The organism is Mycobacterium shimoidei (assembly GCF_900417275.1).
Taxonomy (GTDB): Bacteria; Actinomycetota; Actinomycetes; order Mycobacteriales; family Mycobacteriaceae; genus Mycobacterium; species Mycobacterium shimoidei.
This window is the reverse complement of the sequence record NZ_UEGW01000001.1, coordinates 1,541,165-1,557,652: the sequence shown is the minus strand read 5'-3', so window position 1 is coordinate 1,557,652 and position 16,488 is coordinate 1,541,165. Positions and strand designations below refer to the sequence as shown.

At 66.9% G+C, this 16,488-nt stretch carries 15 protein-coding genes, 1 tRNA gene and 1 pseudogene; 7 read left to right on the top strand and 10 right to left on the bottom strand.

Annotation, left to right across the window (positions count from 1 at the left end):
- Position 1: 1 nt before the first annotated feature.
- Together MSP7336_RS07520 and MSP7336_RS07515 are read right to left on the bottom strand one after the other, a co-directional pair.
- Positions 2-310, bottom strand: a complete 309-nt coding sequence (locus tag MSP7336_RS07520) for a PE family protein (RefSeq protein WP_113963416.1) — start codon at positions 308-310, stop codon at positions 2-4.
- A gap of 5 nt (positions 311-315) precedes the next feature.
- Positions 316-876 carry a hypothetical protein gene (locus MSP7336_RS07515; RefSeq protein WP_244917434.1) on the bottom strand — a complete coding sequence of 187 codons (561 nt, stop codon included), beginning with the start codon at positions 874-876 and terminating at the stop codon, positions 316-318.
- A 103-nt stretch (positions 877-979) separates the two neighbouring features.
- Between MSP7336_RS07515 and MSP7336_RS07510 the strand changes: the two genes are divergently transcribed.
- A complete protein-coding gene (locus tag MSP7336_RS07510; RefSeq protein ID WP_181786948.1) occupies positions 980-1,378 on the top strand; it encodes a hypothetical protein in 399 nt (132 codons plus the stop codon).
- Between the two features lie 25 nt (positions 1,379-1,403).
- Positions 1,404-2,096, top strand: a complete 693-nt coding sequence (locus MSP7336_RS07505) for a hypothetical protein (protein ID WP_181786630.1) — start codon at positions 1,404-1,406, stop codon at positions 2,094-2,096.
- Positions 2,097-2,100: 4 nt separating this feature from the next.
- On the opposite strand, the pseudogene MSP7336_RS07500 reads toward MSP7336_RS07505, so the two are convergent.
- Positions 2,101-3,257: pseudogene (locus MSP7336_RS07500) on the bottom strand (alpha-hydroxy-acid oxidizing protein).
- A gap of 37 nt (positions 3,258-3,294) precedes the next feature.
- A complete protein-coding gene (locus MSP7336_RS07495) occupies positions 3,295-4,302 on the bottom strand; it encodes a TerC family protein (RefSeq protein WP_069394713.1) in 1,008 nt (335 codons plus the stop codon).
- Between the two features lie 92 nt (positions 4,303-4,394).
- Between MSP7336_RS07495 and MSP7336_RS07490 the strand changes: the two genes are divergently transcribed.
- Genes MSP7336_RS07490 through MSP7336_RS07480 form a run of 3 tightly spaced genes read left to right on the top strand, consistent with a single transcriptional unit; the run spans position 4,395 to position 6,708 of the window.
- Positions 4,395-5,642: a polysaccharide biosynthesis protein gene (locus tag MSP7336_RS07490; protein WP_113964824.1), complete on the top strand. Its 1,248-nt coding sequence runs from the start codon at positions 4,395-4,397 to the stop codon at positions 5,640-5,642.
- A 41-nt stretch (positions 5,643-5,683) separates the two neighbouring features.
- Complete coding sequence (locus MSP7336_RS07485) at positions 5,684-6,370, top strand: glycosyltransferase family 2 protein (RefSeq protein WP_113963412.1); 687 nt, start codon at positions 5,684-5,686, stop codon at positions 6,368-6,370.
- Complete coding sequence (locus MSP7336_RS07480) at positions 6,367-6,708, top strand: DUF2304 domain-containing protein (protein ID WP_113963411.1); 342 nt, start codon at positions 6,367-6,369, stop codon at positions 6,706-6,708. Before MSP7336_RS07485 ends, MSP7336_RS07480 begins: the two co-directional genes overlap by 4 nt.
- Here the strand turns inward: MSP7336_RS07480 and MSP7336_RS07475 are convergent.
- Positions 6,705-7,649 carry an NAD-dependent epimerase/dehydratase family protein gene (locus tag MSP7336_RS07475; protein WP_113964823.1) on the bottom strand — a complete coding sequence of 315 codons (945 nt, stop codon included), beginning with the start codon at positions 7,647-7,649 and terminating at the stop codon, positions 6,705-6,707. The genes MSP7336_RS07480 and MSP7336_RS07475 overlap by 4 nt on opposite strands.
- On the opposite strand from MSP7336_RS07475, the gene MSP7336_RS07470 reads away from it, so the two are divergent.
- Entirely contained in the window at positions 7,615-9,435 is a 1,821-nt protein-coding gene (locus MSP7336_RS07470; RefSeq protein ID WP_113963410.1) for a hypothetical protein, read from the top strand. The two genes, MSP7336_RS07475 and MSP7336_RS07470, sit on opposite strands and share 35 nt — an antisense overlap.
- 22 nt (positions 9,436-9,457) lie before the next feature.
- On the opposite strand, the gene MSP7336_RS07465 is transcribed toward MSP7336_RS07470, so the two are convergent.
- Positions 9,458-9,533 (bottom strand) — tRNA-Thr (locus MSP7336_RS07465).
- 24 nt (positions 9,534-9,557) lie between these two features.
- A complete protein-coding gene (locus MSP7336_RS07460) occupies positions 9,558-10,760 on the bottom strand; it encodes a DNA polymerase III subunit delta' (RefSeq protein WP_069394919.1) in 1,203 nt (400 codons plus the stop codon).
- A gap of 125 nt (positions 10,761-10,885) precedes the next feature.
- Here MSP7336_RS07460 and MSP7336_RS07455 point away from each other — a divergent pair, with 125 nt between their 5' ends.
- Positions 10,886-12,478 (top strand): adenylate/guanylate cyclase domain-containing protein, encoded by a 1,593-nt coding sequence (locus tag MSP7336_RS07455; RefSeq protein ID WP_113964822.1) that lies wholly within the window; start codon positions 10,886-10,888, stop codon positions 12,476-12,478.
- Positions 12,479-12,482: 4 nt separating this feature from the next.
- Here MSP7336_RS07455 and topA read toward each other — a convergent pair whose 3' ends face one another.
- From topA to MSP7336_RS07440, 3 genes are all read right to left on the bottom strand, one after another.
- Entirely contained in the window at positions 12,483-15,269 is a 2,787-nt protein-coding gene (topA, locus tag MSP7336_RS07450) for a type I DNA topoisomerase (protein WP_113963409.1), read from the bottom strand.
- A 142-nt stretch (positions 15,270-15,411) separates the two neighbouring features.
- A complete protein-coding gene (locus MSP7336_RS07445; protein ID WP_113963408.1) occupies positions 15,412-15,990 on the bottom strand; it encodes a hypothetical protein in 579 nt (192 codons plus the stop codon).
- Positions 15,991-16,127: 137 nt separating this feature from the next.
- The gene (locus MSP7336_RS07440) at positions 16,128-16,331 is read right to left on the bottom strand and encodes a cold-shock protein (RefSeq protein WP_003925183.1); all 204 of its coding nucleotides are present in this window, start codon (positions 16,329-16,331) and stop codon (positions 16,128-16,130) included.
- Between the last annotated feature and the right edge of the window lie 157 nt (positions 16,332-16,488).

The window sequence follows — 16,488 nt, the reverse complement described above, 5'->3', positions numbered from 1 at the left end:
GTCAGTGGCCCGCACCCAGATACGTCGAGGCCGCCGCGGCGTCGCCGGCCGAATAATTTGCGCCGGCCAGGTTCACCCCGACACCGGCGCGGCCCAGCACTTCGACCCCCTGGGTCGCCGCCGACTCATGCTTGGCCCCACGCGCGCTGAACATCGCCGCGGACTGCGTCGATACCGCATCCGCCGCCGGCGGTACCACCGCGGTGATCAGCGGCGCCGCCCCGGCATGCGCGGCCGCCAACCGGGCGGCGATTGCCTCGACGGCCGCACTGGCCGCAGCTAAACCCTCGGGAACGACTTGCAGTGTCATCGCAATTACTCCTTCCGGGGCGCTGGCGCCAAAGGCGTTGCACCCCAGTCGATTCCGGTGGCGATAGCCCAGCCAAGCAATCCCGCCACCAAACCGAAACCCAAGTGGAACAACACCTTTTCGGCCATCCCGGCCCAGACCTGTATGCCCACGAGTGCAACCAGGTGGATCGGCGCGGCCGCGAATGCAAGTAACCAGCGCCGTTCACGCACTATCGGCGCTCCGGCCACCACATACAGCAACACCGCTGCGGCCAGGTAGCGCAAACTGGCGTGATCACCCGGGCCGGCGTGCAGCATCAGCGCCGCAAAAGTCGAGCCCGTCCCGACCGCAATCACCGTCGGTCGGGTGCGCGTCACCATGGCCACCGCCACCAGCAGGGTCAGCCAGACCAGTCCCCGGTGCCCGGGCAGCCCCAACGGCATCCGCGCATCCAAAGACACCACGATCGCCAGCAGCGCCAGCACCGGGAAGCCGACCTCACGAGCGACGACCACGCTATTCGCCGGCTGCCGCATCGCCGTCGGTACGCGATACGACCCGTTATTGCCCACATACAACCGCACGTGCGGAACTTTACTCCGGATACATTCCTTGGATGCGATATCCGGCTGGCAATAGGCTGTGACCATGCGAACCGTGACACTTCGGCTTCTGGCGCCGGCGATCATGGTGATTGCCGTCATTGCCGGCATCGGGGTCAGCGGTTGCGACGCGTCGGAAACCGACGAATCACTGGTGGTGCAGCAGGGCAGCCGGGCACTCGCCCACTTCACCGTGCGCCAGCTACAAGGACTTCCCCAGGTCGAGATCACCACGCCGCAGTCTCGGGGCGCCAAGGTCCAAAAGGGGCCCACCGTGCGTTCCGTGCTCGACGCGGCACACGCCGACGGCGTCATCGTTGTGCGGGTCGACGGCCGCGACCCGGCTCAGACGCTCAGCGCCGCCGAGCTGACCAACGACGTCATCTTGGACATCACCAAACGACACACCCTCAAGCTCACCGGAGCCAACCTGACCCTGGACCGGTGGGTCCGCGACGTCACCGCCCTGGTCGTGAACCCGTGACTGATGGCGATGGCATCCTGGCATTGTGAGCCCGGTCGTGCACTTCGCCGCGAACTTCTGGTGGTTGATATTCCCGCTTGGCGGTGTGATCGGTGGGGCTGTGCGCACCATCGCGGCGGCCAACGAGCGCCGCGCCGAGCGACGGCTCGAGCGATATCGACTGAAGCAGCAGGCCAAGATCGCGATCGCAGAAGCGTCGGCGCGAAACCGAAGCAATGAGCAGAGCTATCGCCGGGAGCTGAGCAAGCTCATCGCCGAACATGACCGCACCAACGCGCGCTGGTTCGACTACGAAATGGATATCGCCAAACTGCTCGACTTTCCGATGATGACCGACATGCGCAATCCGCTGACGATTGCATTTCACAAGGCCAAGCGGCGCGCGGACTTGCTGCGTCCGGAACGCCTCGAGGACATGCTCGAAGACCGGAGCGCGCAACTGGACTACCGCGACGCCGTACACGAATACATCGCCGCGTTCGAGGTCGCCGAGGCCGAAGCGATCCGGCGGCGTCGGAGCGACTTCTCCGCTGACGACCAGCAGCGATTGGCTCGGGCCCAAAATTTGTTGCACCTGGCCCAAGACAGTGCGGCCAGCCCGCAGGAGCGCCAAAGCGCCTATGCCCGGGCGAGCAAGGAGCTCGACGGCCTGCTCGTGCTGCCGGCGCCGGTCCGCGCCAGCATCGAAGCACGCATTGCCGGCCAGATCGAGGCGTGAGAAGTTAGTCCAGCCGCTCCAAGGCGAGTTGAGTCAGATCGGTGTAGCAGTCGACGGCCATCGTCAAGTCGGCCTCCGCCAAGATCTGCGACACCACCGTCCGCAGACCCTCACGCCCACCGACCGCCAGGCCGTAAGCGTACGGTCGGCCGATGCCGACCAGCGCTGCACCCAGGCCAATAGCGCGCAGCACGTCGACACCGTCACGAATTCCCGAGTCGAAAGTCACCGGCAGATCACCGGCCGCGTCGAGAACTGTTTCCAGATGGCAGATCGCGGGGACACCGCCATTGGCTTGGCGCCCACCATGATTGGAGCAGGCGATGACGTCGACACCCAGCTGCCTGGCGCGGGCGGCATCGTCAGGCATACAAATTCCCTTGACGATCAATGGTAATTCGGTGAGTTGCCGTACCCAGGTGATGTCATCCCAGGTGAATCTGGGATTGGCGAAGACTTCCAGCCACACCGCGCCCGCGTGCATCGGGTCGAGATCCTTTTCGCTTGTCACCCCGGCCAATTCGAGGAAACGGGGGTCGGAGGTGTAGTTGGCGATGCAGTCGCCGCGCATCATCGGCATGAACCCATGTGACAGATCCCGCGGTCGCCAGCCCACGATTCCGTAGTCCACGGTGACCGCGATGGCGTCGTACCCTGCCTGCTCGGCTCGCCTGACGAAACTTTCGGTGAGCTTCTCGTCAGCGGTCGGGTAGAGCTGAAAATCCCCAATGAGTCGCCCCGTGCGTCGGCAACTTCTTCCAGCGTTGCCGACGACAAAGTGGAATACATTCCGACGAGGTCGAGCTCGGCGCAGACCCGTGCCGCCTCCAAGTCCCCCTCCGGCCGGATGTTGCCGAGCACCCCGACCGGGCACAGGAAGACCGGCGTCGGCAGCCTGCGCTCCAAGAAGGTGACCGACATGTCGCGGTCGCTGCGGTCCCGCAGCATCCGGGGCGTAAAGCCGTACCGGCGCAACTCGGCGACGTTGGCGTCCTGGGTGTGCTCGTCACCGGCGCCGCCTTTGACGTAGCCGTAGATCAGCGGGTTCATGTTTTCCCTGGCGCGGTGTTCCCACTCGCTGAATGTGAACGGAAATGATGAAGTTTTGTTGAGAACGCCGGCTTGGTAGAACCGATATTGGTAGTCGCCGAAGTTGCCCATTGCCGCTTCCCTCCTGGTCGGTGACGACCGGAGTCGGCTACCCGCTGCGGTCCATGGCTACACCGACGCTGTCTTTGTCTTTGACGTCTTTGACACGGGTCTTATAGAGGCTGGCCGCCGCCGTGATCGCGAGAGTCACCACGATGACAGCGAGGCTGAGCAGCGTTGGGATCTCAGGCACCTCGAGGGGCTTGCCGCCGTTGATGAACCACAAATCGTTGCCGTGCAAGGCGTGCAGCACCAGCTTCACCCCGATGAAAAGCAGGATCACGGCGAGACCCTTGGACAGGTAGACCAGCCGTTCCAGCAAGCCGCCGAGCAGAAAATACAACTGCCGCAGGCCCATCAGTGCGAACACGTTGGCGGCCAACACCAAATACGGCTCGCTGGTGAGGCCATAGATGGCGGGAATGGAGTCAACGGCGAATATCAAGTCGGTGGCGCCCAGCGCCAAGATGACCAGAAACATAGGCGTCATCAGTCTTTTGGCGCCGTCTTTGACGTAGAGCTTGAGGCCGTCCCAGTCGTCGGTGGTACTGAAATGCCTGCGCGCGAATCGCACGACCGCGTTGTCGGTGCTGTCGTCGAACCCGGCCTGGCGTCCCAGTTTGACGGCGGTGTAGATGAGAAAGACGCCAAAGACGTAGAAGATCCACTCGAACTCTCGAATCGCCACTGCGCCAAGACCAATGAAGATGCCACGGAATACCAACGCGATCACGATCCCGGCGAACAGCGCTTCCTGCTGGTACGCCTTGGGCACATTGAAACTCGCCATGAGGACCATGAAGATGAACAGGTTGTCGATCGACAGGCTGTACTCGGTGAGCCATCCGGCGAAGAACTCCAGCCCGAACTCGTGGCTGTGGGAGCTCCAAACCCAGATCCCGAAGATCACGGCGAGCCCGATGTAGGCCGACAACGCGAGAGCGCACTCACGCACCGTCGGCTCGTGCGGCCGGCGCGCAACAACCACCACGTCAAACAGCAGGACGGCGATCATCACGCCGAAAACGGCGATCCACTCCAACAGCGTCACGTGCACGGGATACCCCTTCTTCCGCCCACTGTCTCAATTGCAGGTTGCCAGCGGATGGCGGGAAGGTGACCTGCTCTGAGTATTTTCGAACCGTGGCGATGCCGGAGGTCCCCGCTCAAGCGTCGACCGGGCCGGTCGCTCGCGGCAGCGTCGCCAGAGTCGGGCTGGCGACCGTGCTGACCGCCCTGTGCGGCTACGCGGTGGTCTACCTGGCGGCACGGGACCTGGCTCCGGCCGGATTCTCCGTCTTCGCCGTGTTCTGGGGTGCGTTTGGCCTGGTGACAGGCGCCGCCAACGGGTTGCTGCAGGAAACCACCCGGGAGGTCCGCGCGACGCCCTACACCGAGATCGCCGCGGGTGGCCGTACCCGCCCGCTGCAGGTGGCGGGGATGGTCGGGGCCGGGGCGGCGGTGGTGATCGCCGCCAGCTCGCCGCTGTGGAGCAGCCAGGTGTTCACCGGCGAGCGCTGGCTCTCGGTGGGTCTGCTCAGCGTCGGGCTGGCCGGATTCTGCGTGCATACCACCCTGCTCGGCATGCTGGCCGGCGCCGACCACTGGACGCACTACGGCGCACTGATGGTGGCCGACGCCGTGATCCGGGTGGGGGTCGCCGTGGCCGCCTTCGTGCTCGGGTGGGGTCTGGGCGGATATCTGTGGGCGACGGTCGCCGGCGCGGTTGCGTGGCTGATCATGCTGGCGGTGGCGCCCACCGCCCGCGCAGCCGCCCGGTTGCTGACGCCCGGGGGAACCGCGACGTTCCTGCGGGGCGCCGCGCATTCGATCACCGCGGCCGGTGCCAGCGCCATCTTGGTGATGGGTTTCCCGGTGCTGCTCAAGGCGACTTCGGCTGAGCTGGGCGCGGCCGGTGGCGTGGTGATCCTTGCCGTGACATTGACCCGCGCGCCACTGCTGGTGCCGCTCACCGCGATGCAGGGCAATCTGATCGCGCACTTTGTGGACGCGCGCACCCAGCGGTTGCGGGCGCTGATCGCGCCGGCGCTGCTGGTCGCCGGTATCGGCGCCGTCGGCGTGCCGGCTGCCGCCCTGGTCGGCCCGTGGATCCTTCGGGTCGGGTTCGGCCCGGCCTACGACGCCGGCGGCGTGCTGCTGGCGTGGCTGACGGCGGCGGCGGTGACGATCGCCATGCTGACCCTCACCGGTGCGGCCGCGGTCGCCGCCGCATTGCATCGCGCATATGCGGTGGGCTGGGTGAGCGCTACCGTGGCGGCCACGGCGCTGTTGTTGTTGCCGCTGCCGCTGGAGACCCGCACCGTCATCGCCCTGATGTGCGGGCCGCTGGTCGGTATCGGTGTGCACCTCACGGCGCTGGCCCGCCCGGCCGGGTAATTCATTCCCAGCCAAATTTCCAGGTAAGTTGTGCTGTCGAAATGGGTTACCCCGACGTGTGGGTCATCGTTCCGGCCTTCAACGAGGTTGCAGTCATCGGCGAGGTGATGGCCGATGTCCGGTCGGTCTTCGATCACGTGGTGTGTGTGGACGACGGAAGCACCGACGGCACCGGTGAGGATGCGTTGCGGGCCGGTGCTCATCTGGTGCGCCACCCGGTGAATCTGGGTCAGGGCGCGGCCATCCAGACCGGTGTCGAGTACGCGCGGGCGCAACCGGGCGCGCAGGTATTCGTCACGTTCGACGGCGACGGTCAGCACCGGGTCAAAGACGCGGTGACGATGGTCGACCGGCTGGCCCGTGGTGACGTCGACGTGGTGATCGGAACCCGCTTCGGCCACGGGGTCAGCAGGCCCCCGCTGGCCAAACGGATCGTGCTGCAGACCGCCGCCTGGCTGAGTCCGCGTGGTCGCCGACTGGGCCTGACCGACACCAACAATGGCCTGCGGGTGTTCAACAAGACGGTTGCCGACGGGCTGGACATCACCATGAGCGGGATGAGCCACGCCAGCGAGTTCATCATGCTGGTCGCCGAAAACCGTTGGCGGGTAACCGAAGAGCCTGTCGAGGTGTTGTACACCGAATACTCCAAGTCCAAGGGACAACCACTGCTCAACGGCGTGAACATCATCTTCGACGGGTTCCTGCGCGGAAGGACGTCACGGTGAACTGGATTCAGATTCTGTTGATCGCATCCATCATCTCGCTGCTTGTCTACTTGCTGCGGTCGCGGCGCCGCGCGCAGTCACGAGCCTGGGTCAAGGTCGGTTATGTGATCTTCGTGCTGGGCGGTGTGTATGCCGTACTGCGGCCTGACGACACGACGGTGGTGGCGCACTGGGTCGGGGTGGACCGGGGCACCGACCTGATGTTGTACGCGCTGATCATCGCGTTCGTCTTCGCCACGCTCAGCGCCTACATGCGGTTCAAGGACCTGGAATTGCGTTACGCGCGACTTGCCCGGGCGATCGCATTAAAGGGCGCGCAGTCACCCGAGCAGGGCTAATCAGAATGCGCGTGCCGGAAGTAGTCGACGGCGCGCCGCACACCTTCGTCCAGCGCTACCTGCGGGCGCCAGCCCAAAACCCGTTGGGCCAAACCGATATCGAGGCATGAGCGCTTGAGATCACCGAGCCGCGGCGGGTAAAACTCCGGGTTGTCGGGAGCGCCCACCGCCGCGGCGACCACCGAATGCAGTTGGCGGGCCGAGGGTTCCACGCCAGTGCCGATGTTGAACCGCTGCCCGCCGCCCACCGGCCCGGCCGCTTTGACGAACGCATCCACCACGTCGTCGACGTACACGTAATCCCGGGTGTTCGATCCGTCCCCGAACACCCGGGTGGACTTGCCGGACAGCAGTGCCTGGGCGAAGATCGCGACGACCCCGGCCTCGCCGTGTGGATCCTGGCGTGGCCCATAAACATTGGCGGGTGCAATGTGCGAGCAATCCAGCCCGTAGAGATGCCGAAAGGTGTTGAGGTAGATCTCCGCTGCCACCTTGCCCGCGGCATACGGCGATGCCGGATCGGTCGGTTCGGCCTCGCTGGTCGGGTACTTGGGCGGGGTGCCGTAGATGGATCCGCCGGACGAGGTATTCACGATTTTGCGCACCCCGGCGGAGCGCGCGGCCTCGGCCAGCCGAATCGTGCCGATGACGTTCACCGAGGCGTCGAACTGCGGGTCGGCCACCGAGTGCCGCACGTCGATCTGCGCGGCCAGGTGAAACACCACTTCGGGTCGGTGTTCGTCAAGGATGGCCTGCAGATCGGCGGTCACGATATCGGCCTCGACGAAGGCGAACTCGGGATCGTCGGTGAGGTGCTCGAGGTTGGTGGCTCGTCCCGAGGCGAAGTTGTCCAGCCCCACCACCGCGTGACCGTCGGCGCGCAGGCGGTCGACTAGCGTCGACCCGATGAATCCGGCTGCCCCGGTGACCAGTACACGCACCGGCCCACCATACCGGCGGGTTCCGGCAGTGGCGCTGGCCGCCGTCGCGCTGGTCGCGGTGCAGTTGGTGATACGCGGGGTGCTGGCCTTCGGCGGCTACTTCTACTGGGATGACTTGATCCTGGTCGGCCGGGCGGGCACGCACAGCCTGCTGTCGGCGGCGTACCTGTTCGACGACCACGACGGCCACCTCATGCCGGGCGCGTACCTGCTGGGCGGTGTCATCACCCGGCTGGCGCCGCTGAACTGGATCGGGCCGGCGATCAGCCTGGTGGCGCTGCAGCTGTTGGCGTCGCTGGCGCTGTTGCGGGCGCTGCAGGTCATCCTGGGCTGGCGGCCGGTGCTGCTGGTCCCGCTGACGTTCGCCCTGTTCACCCCGCTGGGCATTCCGGGCTTCGCCTGGTGGGCGGCGGCGCTGAACTCGCTGCCGATGCTGGCGGCACTGGCCTGGGTGACCGCGGATGCGGTTTTGCTGGTGCGCACCGGCAACTGGCGCTATGCGGTGACGGGCGCGCTGGTGTACCTGGGTGGCTTGTTGTTCTTCGAGAAGGCTGCGGTGATTCCGTTCGCGGCGTTCGCGATTACTGCGCTGCTGTGCCATGTTCAGGGCGATCGGGCGGCGCTGACGACGGTCTGGCGCGCTGGAATTCGGTTGTGGGCGCCCGCGCTGGCCCTGACCGCCGGATGGGTCGCGGTCTATCTGGTCGTGGTCAACCAGCAGCGGTGGAGCACCGATTTGGCGATGACGGTCGATCTGTTGTGGCGTTCGATCACCCATGGGATCGTGCCCGGGCTGGTCGGCGGGCCCTGGGTCTGGGACCGCTGGGCGCCGGCCTCGCCGTGGGCCACACCGCCGCTGCTGGTGCGGGTGATCGGCTGGCTGGTGCTGGCCGCGGCGCTGGTGGTCACGCTGCTCCGCAAGCAGCGCATCGCGCTGGTGTGGCTGGCCGCGGCCGGCTACGTCATCGTCTGCCAGGTACCGATCTACCTGATGCGCTCGTCGCCGTTCACCGCGCTGGAGCTGGCCCAGGCGTTGCGCTACCTGCCCGACCTGGTTGTGGTGTTCGCGCTGCTGGCCGCGGTGGGATTCTGCGCGCCCAATCGCCCGTGGTCGCGGTGGTTGGACGCGTCCACGCGGCGTCGCGCTGCGACGACGGGCCTGGCGGTGCTGTTCGTTGCCAGCAGCTGCTACTCGACCGCGACGTTCTCAAAGTCGTGGCGCGACAACCCCGCTCAGCCCTACCTGCAAAATGCGCGCCGCGGTCTGTCTGCCGCGCATGCGCAGTCGACTGCGCCGATGCTGGACCAGGAGGTCGATCCGCTGGTGTTGCAGCGGGTGGCGTGGCCGGAGAACCTGGCCAGCCACATGTTCGCGCTGCTGACCGATCGTCCGGAGTTCGCAACGGCCACAACGCAATTGCGCATGCTCGACAGCTCTGGTCGGCTGGTCGACGCGCGGGTGGCGTGGATCCGCACGATCGTGGCGGGTCCGGTGCCGCAGTGCGGGTATTTCGTGCAGCCCGATAGCCCGGTGCGGCTTGGTCTCGACGGCCCACTGCTGCCTGCGGATTGGACCGCCGAAATCAATTACCTGGCCAACAGCGACGGCTCGCTCACGATGTCGCTGTCGGAAGGTGAGCACGTCAAAGTGCCCGTGCATCCCGGGCTGAACCGGGTTTACGTGCGGCTTGCCGGAGCCGGCAATGCGATAACCGTGACAGCCGACACCGCCGCGCTTTCGGTGTGCATCGCGGCCGGCCCGGTCGGATATGTGGTGCCGGCCTGAACGCGCGAGCGGCGGAGCGGGGTGGAGCCACCTAGGAGAATCGAACTCCTGACCTGCTCATTACGAGTGAGCCGCTCTGCCGACTGAGCTAAGGTGGCGTGCCCCTTGCGGGCGGGACGAGTCTACCGGTCGGCGCGCAACGCCTGGCCGATGGTGGCGACCATGGCATCGACGGCGAACTTGGGTTTGACGTTGACGGCCAGGGCTTCGCGGCATTCCAGCACCGCCTCGATGCAGCGCAGCAGCCGTTCGGGCGACGCGTGCGCGGCCATCGCCGCCACCCGTTCGGTCATGTCCGGGTGGTTGGCCCGCACGCCGGTCGCTCCGGCGGACATCAGCAGGGCGTCCCGGAAGTAGGTGGCCAGGTCGATCAGCGCGCGGTCCAGCGCGTCTCGGGACGCCCGGGTCTGACGTGACTTCTGCCGTCGCTCAAGGTCTTTGATCGCGCCAGTGGCGCCGCGCAGCGCGCCCGCGGTCCCCTTACCGGTGCCGCCGGCGCCGAGCGCGGTACGTAGTTCTTCGGTTTCGGCCTCGTCGCGGCCGGCGGTCAGCACCAGCGCCTCGGCCTCCGCGGCGGCCACCAGCTCTTCGGCGGCGGCATAGGCCCGCGACGGCGTGGCCGCGTCGCGGGCCAGTCCCAAGGCCCGCTGCCGCCGCTCGCGCGCTTCGGGGTCGGTGGCCAGCCGCCGAGCCCGCCCCACATGCCCGCCGCTGACCGACGCCGCCCAGTTCGCGGTGTCAGCGGCCAGCCCGTCACTGTCCACCAACACCTGCGCGATCGCCTCCGCCGACGGGGTCACCAACGCGACGTGCCGGCACCGGGACCGCAGCGTGATCGCGATGTCTTCGGGGTCCACTGACGGCGCGCACAACAAGAACACCGTCGACGGCGGCGGTTCCTCGACGACCTTGAGCAAAGCGTTCGCCGCGCCCTCGGTCAGCCGGTCGGCGTCCTCGATCAGGACGATCTGCCAGCGGCCGGTACTCGGGCGGCGGGAGGCGATTTGGACAATGGCCCGCATATCGTCGACGCCGATGGACAGCCCCTCGGGTATCACCCGACGCACGTCGGCGTGGGTGCCGGCCATCGTCGTCGTGCAAGCACGGCACTGGCCGCAGCCGGGGACTCCCGGTGCGGTGCACTGCAACGCCGCCGCGAAGCACAGGGCCGCCACCGATCGTCCCGAGCCCGGCGGTCCGGTGATCAGCCAGGCGTGTGACATGGCCGCGCTGTGAGCCGAATCACCGCGGGCCGCCTCGGCGGCGGCCACCAGCTCGGCTTCCACCGTCGCCTGGCCAACCAGCCGCGCGAATACCCCGGACATCACCGGCAACACTAGTGGCCGGTGCCGACGGCCCCGCAAAATGGCAAACGGCGCACCCCGCGCAGCCGGTTTTTAGCTACGTGTTCGTCCTCGTCGACCGATACGGTGGGCTCGTGAACACCGCAATGCCACTTCCCAGGCGAATCATTGGATTCGTCCAGTGGCTGGTGCGCACCCCATGGCCGGTGTTCTTGCTTTCGGTGCTGCAAGCCGACATTCTCGGCGCGCTGTTCGTGCTCGGGTTCTTGCGCTACGGGCTGCCGCCCGAAGACCGCATCGAGCTGCAGGACCTGCCGCCCGGCAACCTGGCGATGTTCGGGGCAGCGCTGGTTGTCCTGTTCATCTGCGGCTCCGCGCTGAGCACGCGGCTGCTGGTGCCGGTATTCCGCTGGCAGCGCCGGGAGAGTCTGCTCGCTGAGACCGACCCCTCCGCAACCGAGCTGGCCCGCAGCAGGGCGCTGCGGATGCCCTTCTACCGCACGCTGATCAGCCTGGGCTACTGGGCGATAGGCGGCACGGTCTTCATCATCGCCAGCTGGCGACAAACCAGCCATCTGGCGCCGGTGGTGGGGGTGGCTGTCGCCCTGGGCGCCGCCGCCACCGCCATCATCGGCTACCTGCAGAACGAGCGGGTGCTGCGACCGGTGGCCGTCGCCGCGCTGCGCGGTGGGCTACCCGAGAACGTCCGGGCCGCCGGTGTCATCGGACGCCAGATGCTGACGTGGACGTTGTCCACTGGTGTGCCGCTGCTGGCCATCGTGTTGGCGGTGGTCGCCAACAAGGCTGCGTTTCTGCACGGCTCGCCCGAGCAGCTGTTCAACCCGATCCTGTTGCTGGCGTTGGCCGCGCTGGGTCTCGGGTTGGTCAGCACGCTGTTGGTAGCCATGTCGATCGCGGACCCGCTGCGCCAGCTGCGCTGGGCCCTCGGCGAGGTGCAGCGCGGTAACTACAACGCGCACATGCAGATCTACGACGCCAGCGAGCTCGGCCTGCTGCAGGCCGGCTTCAACGACATGGTGCGCGATCTGGCCGAGCGGCAACGGCTGCGCGACCTGTTCGGTCGCTATGTGGGTGAGGACGTCGCCCGCCGCGCGTTGGAGCGTGGCACCGAACTGGGCGGTCAGGAGCGCGACGTCGCGGTGCTGTTCGTCGACATGGTCGGCTCGACCCAGCTGGCGGCCACCCGACCGCCCGGCGAGGTGGTCAGCCTGCTCAACGACTTCTTCCGGGTGGTGGTCGACACGGTGGGCCGACACGGCGGCTTCGTCAACAAGTTCCAAGGTGACGCCGCGTTGGCGATCTTCGGTGCCCCGATCGAGCACCCGGACGCATCCGGCGGGGCGCTGGCGGCCGCACGCGAATTGCACGACGCATTGCTGCCGGTGCTGGGCTCGCTGGAGTTCGGTATCGGCGTCTCGGCCGGCAGGGCCATCGCCGGCCATATCGGCGCGCAGGCTCGTTTCGAGTACACCGTGATCGGCGACCCGGTCAACGAGGCCGCACGGCTGACCGAGTTGGCCAAGCTCGAAGAAGGGCATGTGCTGGCGTCGGCGACTGCGGTCAGCGGCGCGCTCGACGCCGAAGCCCTGTGCTGGGATGTCGGCGAAGTCGTCTCGCTGCGCGGTCGCACCGCACCCACCCAGCTGGCCAGACCCTTGAATCTGGCTGCACCGGACGAAGTTTCGGACCAAGCCAGCGAAGCGAGCGAAATCAGCTAGCTAGCTACTGCTTCTTGGCCGGCGCCTTGCGCCGAGTGCTCTTCTTGGCGCCCCGCTTGACCGGGCCCCGTGCCCGCCGGTCGGCCAGCAGTTCGGCGGCGCGCTCGTCGGTGATGGACAGCACGTCGTCGCCCTTGCGCAGGCTGGCGTTGGTCTCGCCGTCGGTCACGTACGGGCCGAACCGGCCGTCCTTGATCACCATTTGCTTACCCGACGCCGGATCGATACCCAGCTCGCGTAGCGGCGGCGCCGAAGCTGCTTGCCTGCCACGACGTTTGGGCTCGGCGTAAATCTTCAGCGCCTCTTCGAGCGTGATATTGAAGATCTGGTCCTCTGTCGTCAGCGACCGAGAGTCCTTGCCGCGCTTCAAATATGGGCCGTAGCGGCCGTTCTGCGCAGTGATTTCCTCACCCGTCTCCGGATCGACACCTACCACCCGCGGCAGCGACAGCAGTTTCAGCGCGTCGTCGAGGGTGACGGTCTGCAGGTCCATGCTGCGCAGCAGCGACGCCGTGCGCGGCTTGGGACCGGTCGGCTTCTTGCCCTTCTTGGCGGTGGCGCCGGCGTCGCCGTCGTTGTCGGGCTGTTCCGGCAGGACCTCGGTGACGTACGGACCGTATCGACCATCCCTGGCGACGATCTCGTGCCCGGTTTCCGGGTCCACCCCGAGCACTCGGCCCTCCTGCGGGGTGGCGAACAGTTCCTCGGCCAACTCCAGCGTCAGCTCGTCCGGCGTCAACGCGTCGTTGAGGTTGGCCCGCTGCGGCACCAGCTCACCGTCGTCGCCGGCCACCATGCGTTCCAGATACGGGCCGTTCTTGCCTACCCGCACATAGATGGGTCTGCCCTGAGCATCGTCAAACACCTTGATCGAGTTGACTTCTCGGGCGTCGATGCCTTCCAGGTTGACCCCGACGAGCTTTTTGAGACCTCCCGAGCGCGCCACCGAGTCCGGGACGCCGTGGTCGCCGCCGAAGTAGAAGTGGTTGAGCCAGGTGGTGCGCTGCTCGCTGCCCGCCGCGATGGCGTCCAGCTCGTCTTCCATTGCGGCGGTGAAGCCGTAGTCGACCAAGCGGCTGAAATGCTGCTCCAACAGTCCGATCACCGCGAATGCCACCCAGGACGGCACCAGCGCGCTGCCGCGCTTGTAGACGTAGCCGCGGTCCTGGATGGTCTTGATGATCGACGAGTACGTCGAGGGGCGCCCGATGCCCAATTCCTCGAGCGCCTTGACCAGCGACGCCTCGGTGTAGCGCGGTGGCGGGTTGGTGGAGTGCACGTCGGGGGTCAGCTCGGTGGCATCCACCCGCTGGCCCTGGCGCAGGTGCGGCAACCGGCGCTCGGCGTCGTCGGCTTCACCGCCGGCCAGCTCGTCGACGGTTTCCACATAGGCCTTGAGAAATCCCGGGAACGTCAGGGTACGGCCGCTGGCGGAGAACACGACCTGGCGGCCGTCCGACTCGCCGTTGATCCGCAGACTGAGCGTGGTCCCGCGGGCATCGGCCATCTGCGAAGCCACCGTGCGCTGCCAGATCAGCTCGTAGAGGCGGAAATCGTCGCCGTTGAGTTCGCGGCGCACCGCGTCGGGGGTGGCGAAGGTCTCGCCGGCCGGCCGGATGGCCTCGTGGGCTTCCTGAGCGTTCTTCACCTTGCGGGTGTATTGGCGCGGCGACGGGTGTACGTATTCCTCGCCGTAGAGCTGACGGGCCTGGTTGCGGGCAGCGTTGATCGCCGACTCCGACAGTGTCGTGGAGTCGGTCCGCATGTAGGTGATGTAGCCGTTCTCGTAGAGCCGCTGCGCGATGCTCATCGTCCGCTCGGCCGAGAACCGCAGCTTGCGACCGGCCTCCTGCTGCAAGGTCGAGGTCATGAACGGCGGATACGGCCGGCGGGTGTAGGGCTTTTCCTCCACTGAGGCCACCGACAACTGCCCGCCGCGCAGGCCGGTGGCCAGTGCGGTGGCGTTGGCCTCGTCGAGGACGATGACCTCGTCGGGCTTGCGCACCACGCCCTGCGAGTCGAAGTCGCGACCGGTGGCCACCCGCAGGCCATCGACACTGGTCAGGCGGGCGGTGAAGGTGGGCGGGGAGGCTTCGGGGTCGGACACGCTGGCGTCCAGCTCGGCCAGCACATCCCAATAGGTGGCGCTGCGAAACGCCATCCGGTCGCGTTCGCGCTGCACGATGATGCGGGTGGCCACCGACTGGACCCGGCCCGCCGACAGCTTGGGGGCGACCTTCTTCCACAGCACGGGGCTGACCTCGTAGCCGTACAGACGGTCCAGGATGCGCCGGGTCTCCTGGGCATCGACCAGGTCGGTATCCAAATCCCGGGGATGCTCGGCGGCGGCGCGGATCGCCGGCTCGGTGATCTCGTGGAACACCATCCGCTTGACGGGGATGCGCGGCTTGAGGGTTTCCAACAGATGCCAGGCGATCGCTTCACCTTCGCGGTCGCCATCCGTGGCCAGATAGAGCTCGTCGGCGTCCTTGAGCAGGGCTTTGAGCTCGCTGACCGTGCTCTTTTTCTCCGGACTGATGATGTAGAGCGGTTCGAAGCCGGCGTCGACGTTGACACCGAGCCGCGCCCATGGCTCGGATTTGTACTTCGCGGGCACGTCGGCGGCGTTGCGGGGCAGGTCACGGATGTGTCCGCGCGACGATTCGACTACATAGCCGGAGCCCAGGTAGTCGGCCAGTTTGCGCGCTTTGGTCGGCGACTCGACAATCACGAGTCGCCGCGCGCTTCCAATACCCCTGGTCGTGGGGCCGCTGCCATTGCCGTTAGCCAACTGCGCTTAGCTCCATTTCTGGTTCCACCCCCCCGATAGGCCCGGCGTTGGTGTGCGTAGGCCCCTATAGACAATTGACAATGTGACACCCGCGACGGGCCGACGCAAACTGACGCCCCGTCAGTAACCCTTCCAATGACCGCTATGCACGCGGCCAGCTCGCCTTCGCCTCCACACTGTCAGGCGGTTCTCCGACATTTTCTACCAGGCGCGAGAGCCGGCGGCGGCCGCTGACCCGCAGCGCCGGCCGCGCGCCGCGGGTACCGATCAGAGTGGGCGCGATGCCGACCCGCATCAGCGCTGACGCCAGGGGGGAATGGGTGTCCGGTGCGTGCGGGTCGAGCCCGAGCAGGTAACGGTCGGCCTCGGGGCTGCCGGCCGCCAGCGTCCAGGCCCGCAGCTCCCGCGGGCCGGGCAGCCACAGCGGAGGCACGGTCTTGACCGCGCCGCGGGTCCACATGGCTGCCATCGCCCGCAGCCGCCCGTCCAGCGCCGTTCGCACCAGCGGGGTGTTCTCGTCGGTCTCGGTGATCTCGGCCACCAGCCCGGCCTCCTCGATCATCTCGGCCAACGCTTCGGCCCGCCAGAGAAGCTCCACCACCACCGAAAGCCGCGCCTGGTCGCCGACCACCACGATCTGCCCGGTGGCCGCCAGAACCCCGCTCAGGTCGGTGACCGCAGGCGGCACCGACTCAGCGGAGAAGAACGAGAGCTGGCTCACGTCAACGACAGTAGGCCCCCCGGCGACGGTGCGCGCCGTGGCGGGGCGGGGCGATAGGAGTGCAGTAGGAGCCCCAACAAACGAAAACCCCCGCCTTCCCATCGAGTGGGAGCGGCGGGGGATTCGTCTGAGGTGGCTCAGATGGAGCGGACGCCGGTGGCCTGCGGGCCCTTGGGGCTTTGACCGACCTCGAATTCGACTCGCTGGTTCTCCTCAAGGGTGCGGAAACCGCTTCCCTGGATTTCCGTGTAGTGGACAAACACGTCGGCCGAACCGTCCTCAGGGGCGATAAAACCAAACCCCTTCTCCGCGTTGAACCACTTCACAGTTCCCTGTGGCATTTCTCGATCTTTCCTTTACTACTGGGGAGCGGGACACCGCCTTTCGGTGGCCCGGGCCCGCTGTGACCGCTGACCTCGCGGAGTTGCCGGAACTTCACCCGAGCTAAAACCTCGCAGGAACCGCGGCCGCAACGTCGATCCTGCGAAAGTGTGACAC

Coding starts and splice junctions, on each gene's coding strand:
- MSP7336_RS07510 (WP_181786948.1), top strand. CDS start 980: ATGGTGATTGCCGTCATTGCCGGCATCGGGGTCAGCGGTTGCGACGCG.
- MSP7336_RS07520 (WP_113963416.1), bottom strand. CDS start 310: ATGACACTGCAAGTCGTTCCCGAGGGTTTAGCTGCGGCCAGTGCGGCC.
- MSP7336_RS07490 (WP_113964824.1), top strand. CDS start 4,395: ATGCCGGAGGTCCCCGCTCAAGCGTCGACCGGGCCGGTCGCTCGCGGC.
- MSP7336_RS07485 (WP_113963412.1), top strand. CDS start 5,684: ATGGGTTACCCCGACGTGTGGGTCATCGTTCCGGCCTTCAACGAGGTT.
- MSP7336_RS07470 (WP_113963410.1), top strand. CDS start 7,615: ATGAATCCGGCTGCCCCGGTGACCAGTACACGCACCGGCCCACCATAC.
- MSP7336_RS07440 (WP_003925183.1), bottom strand. CDS start 16,331: ATGCCACAGGGAACTGTGAAGTGGTTCAACGCGGAGAAGGGGTTTGGT.
- MSP7336_RS07455 (WP_113964822.1), top strand. CDS start 10,886: ATGCCACTTCCCAGGCGAATCATTGGATTCGTCCAGTGGCTGGTGCGC.
- MSP7336_RS07460 (WP_069394919.1), bottom strand. CDS start 10,760: ATGTCCGGGGTATTCGCGCGGCTGGTTGGCCAGGCGACGGTGGAAGCC.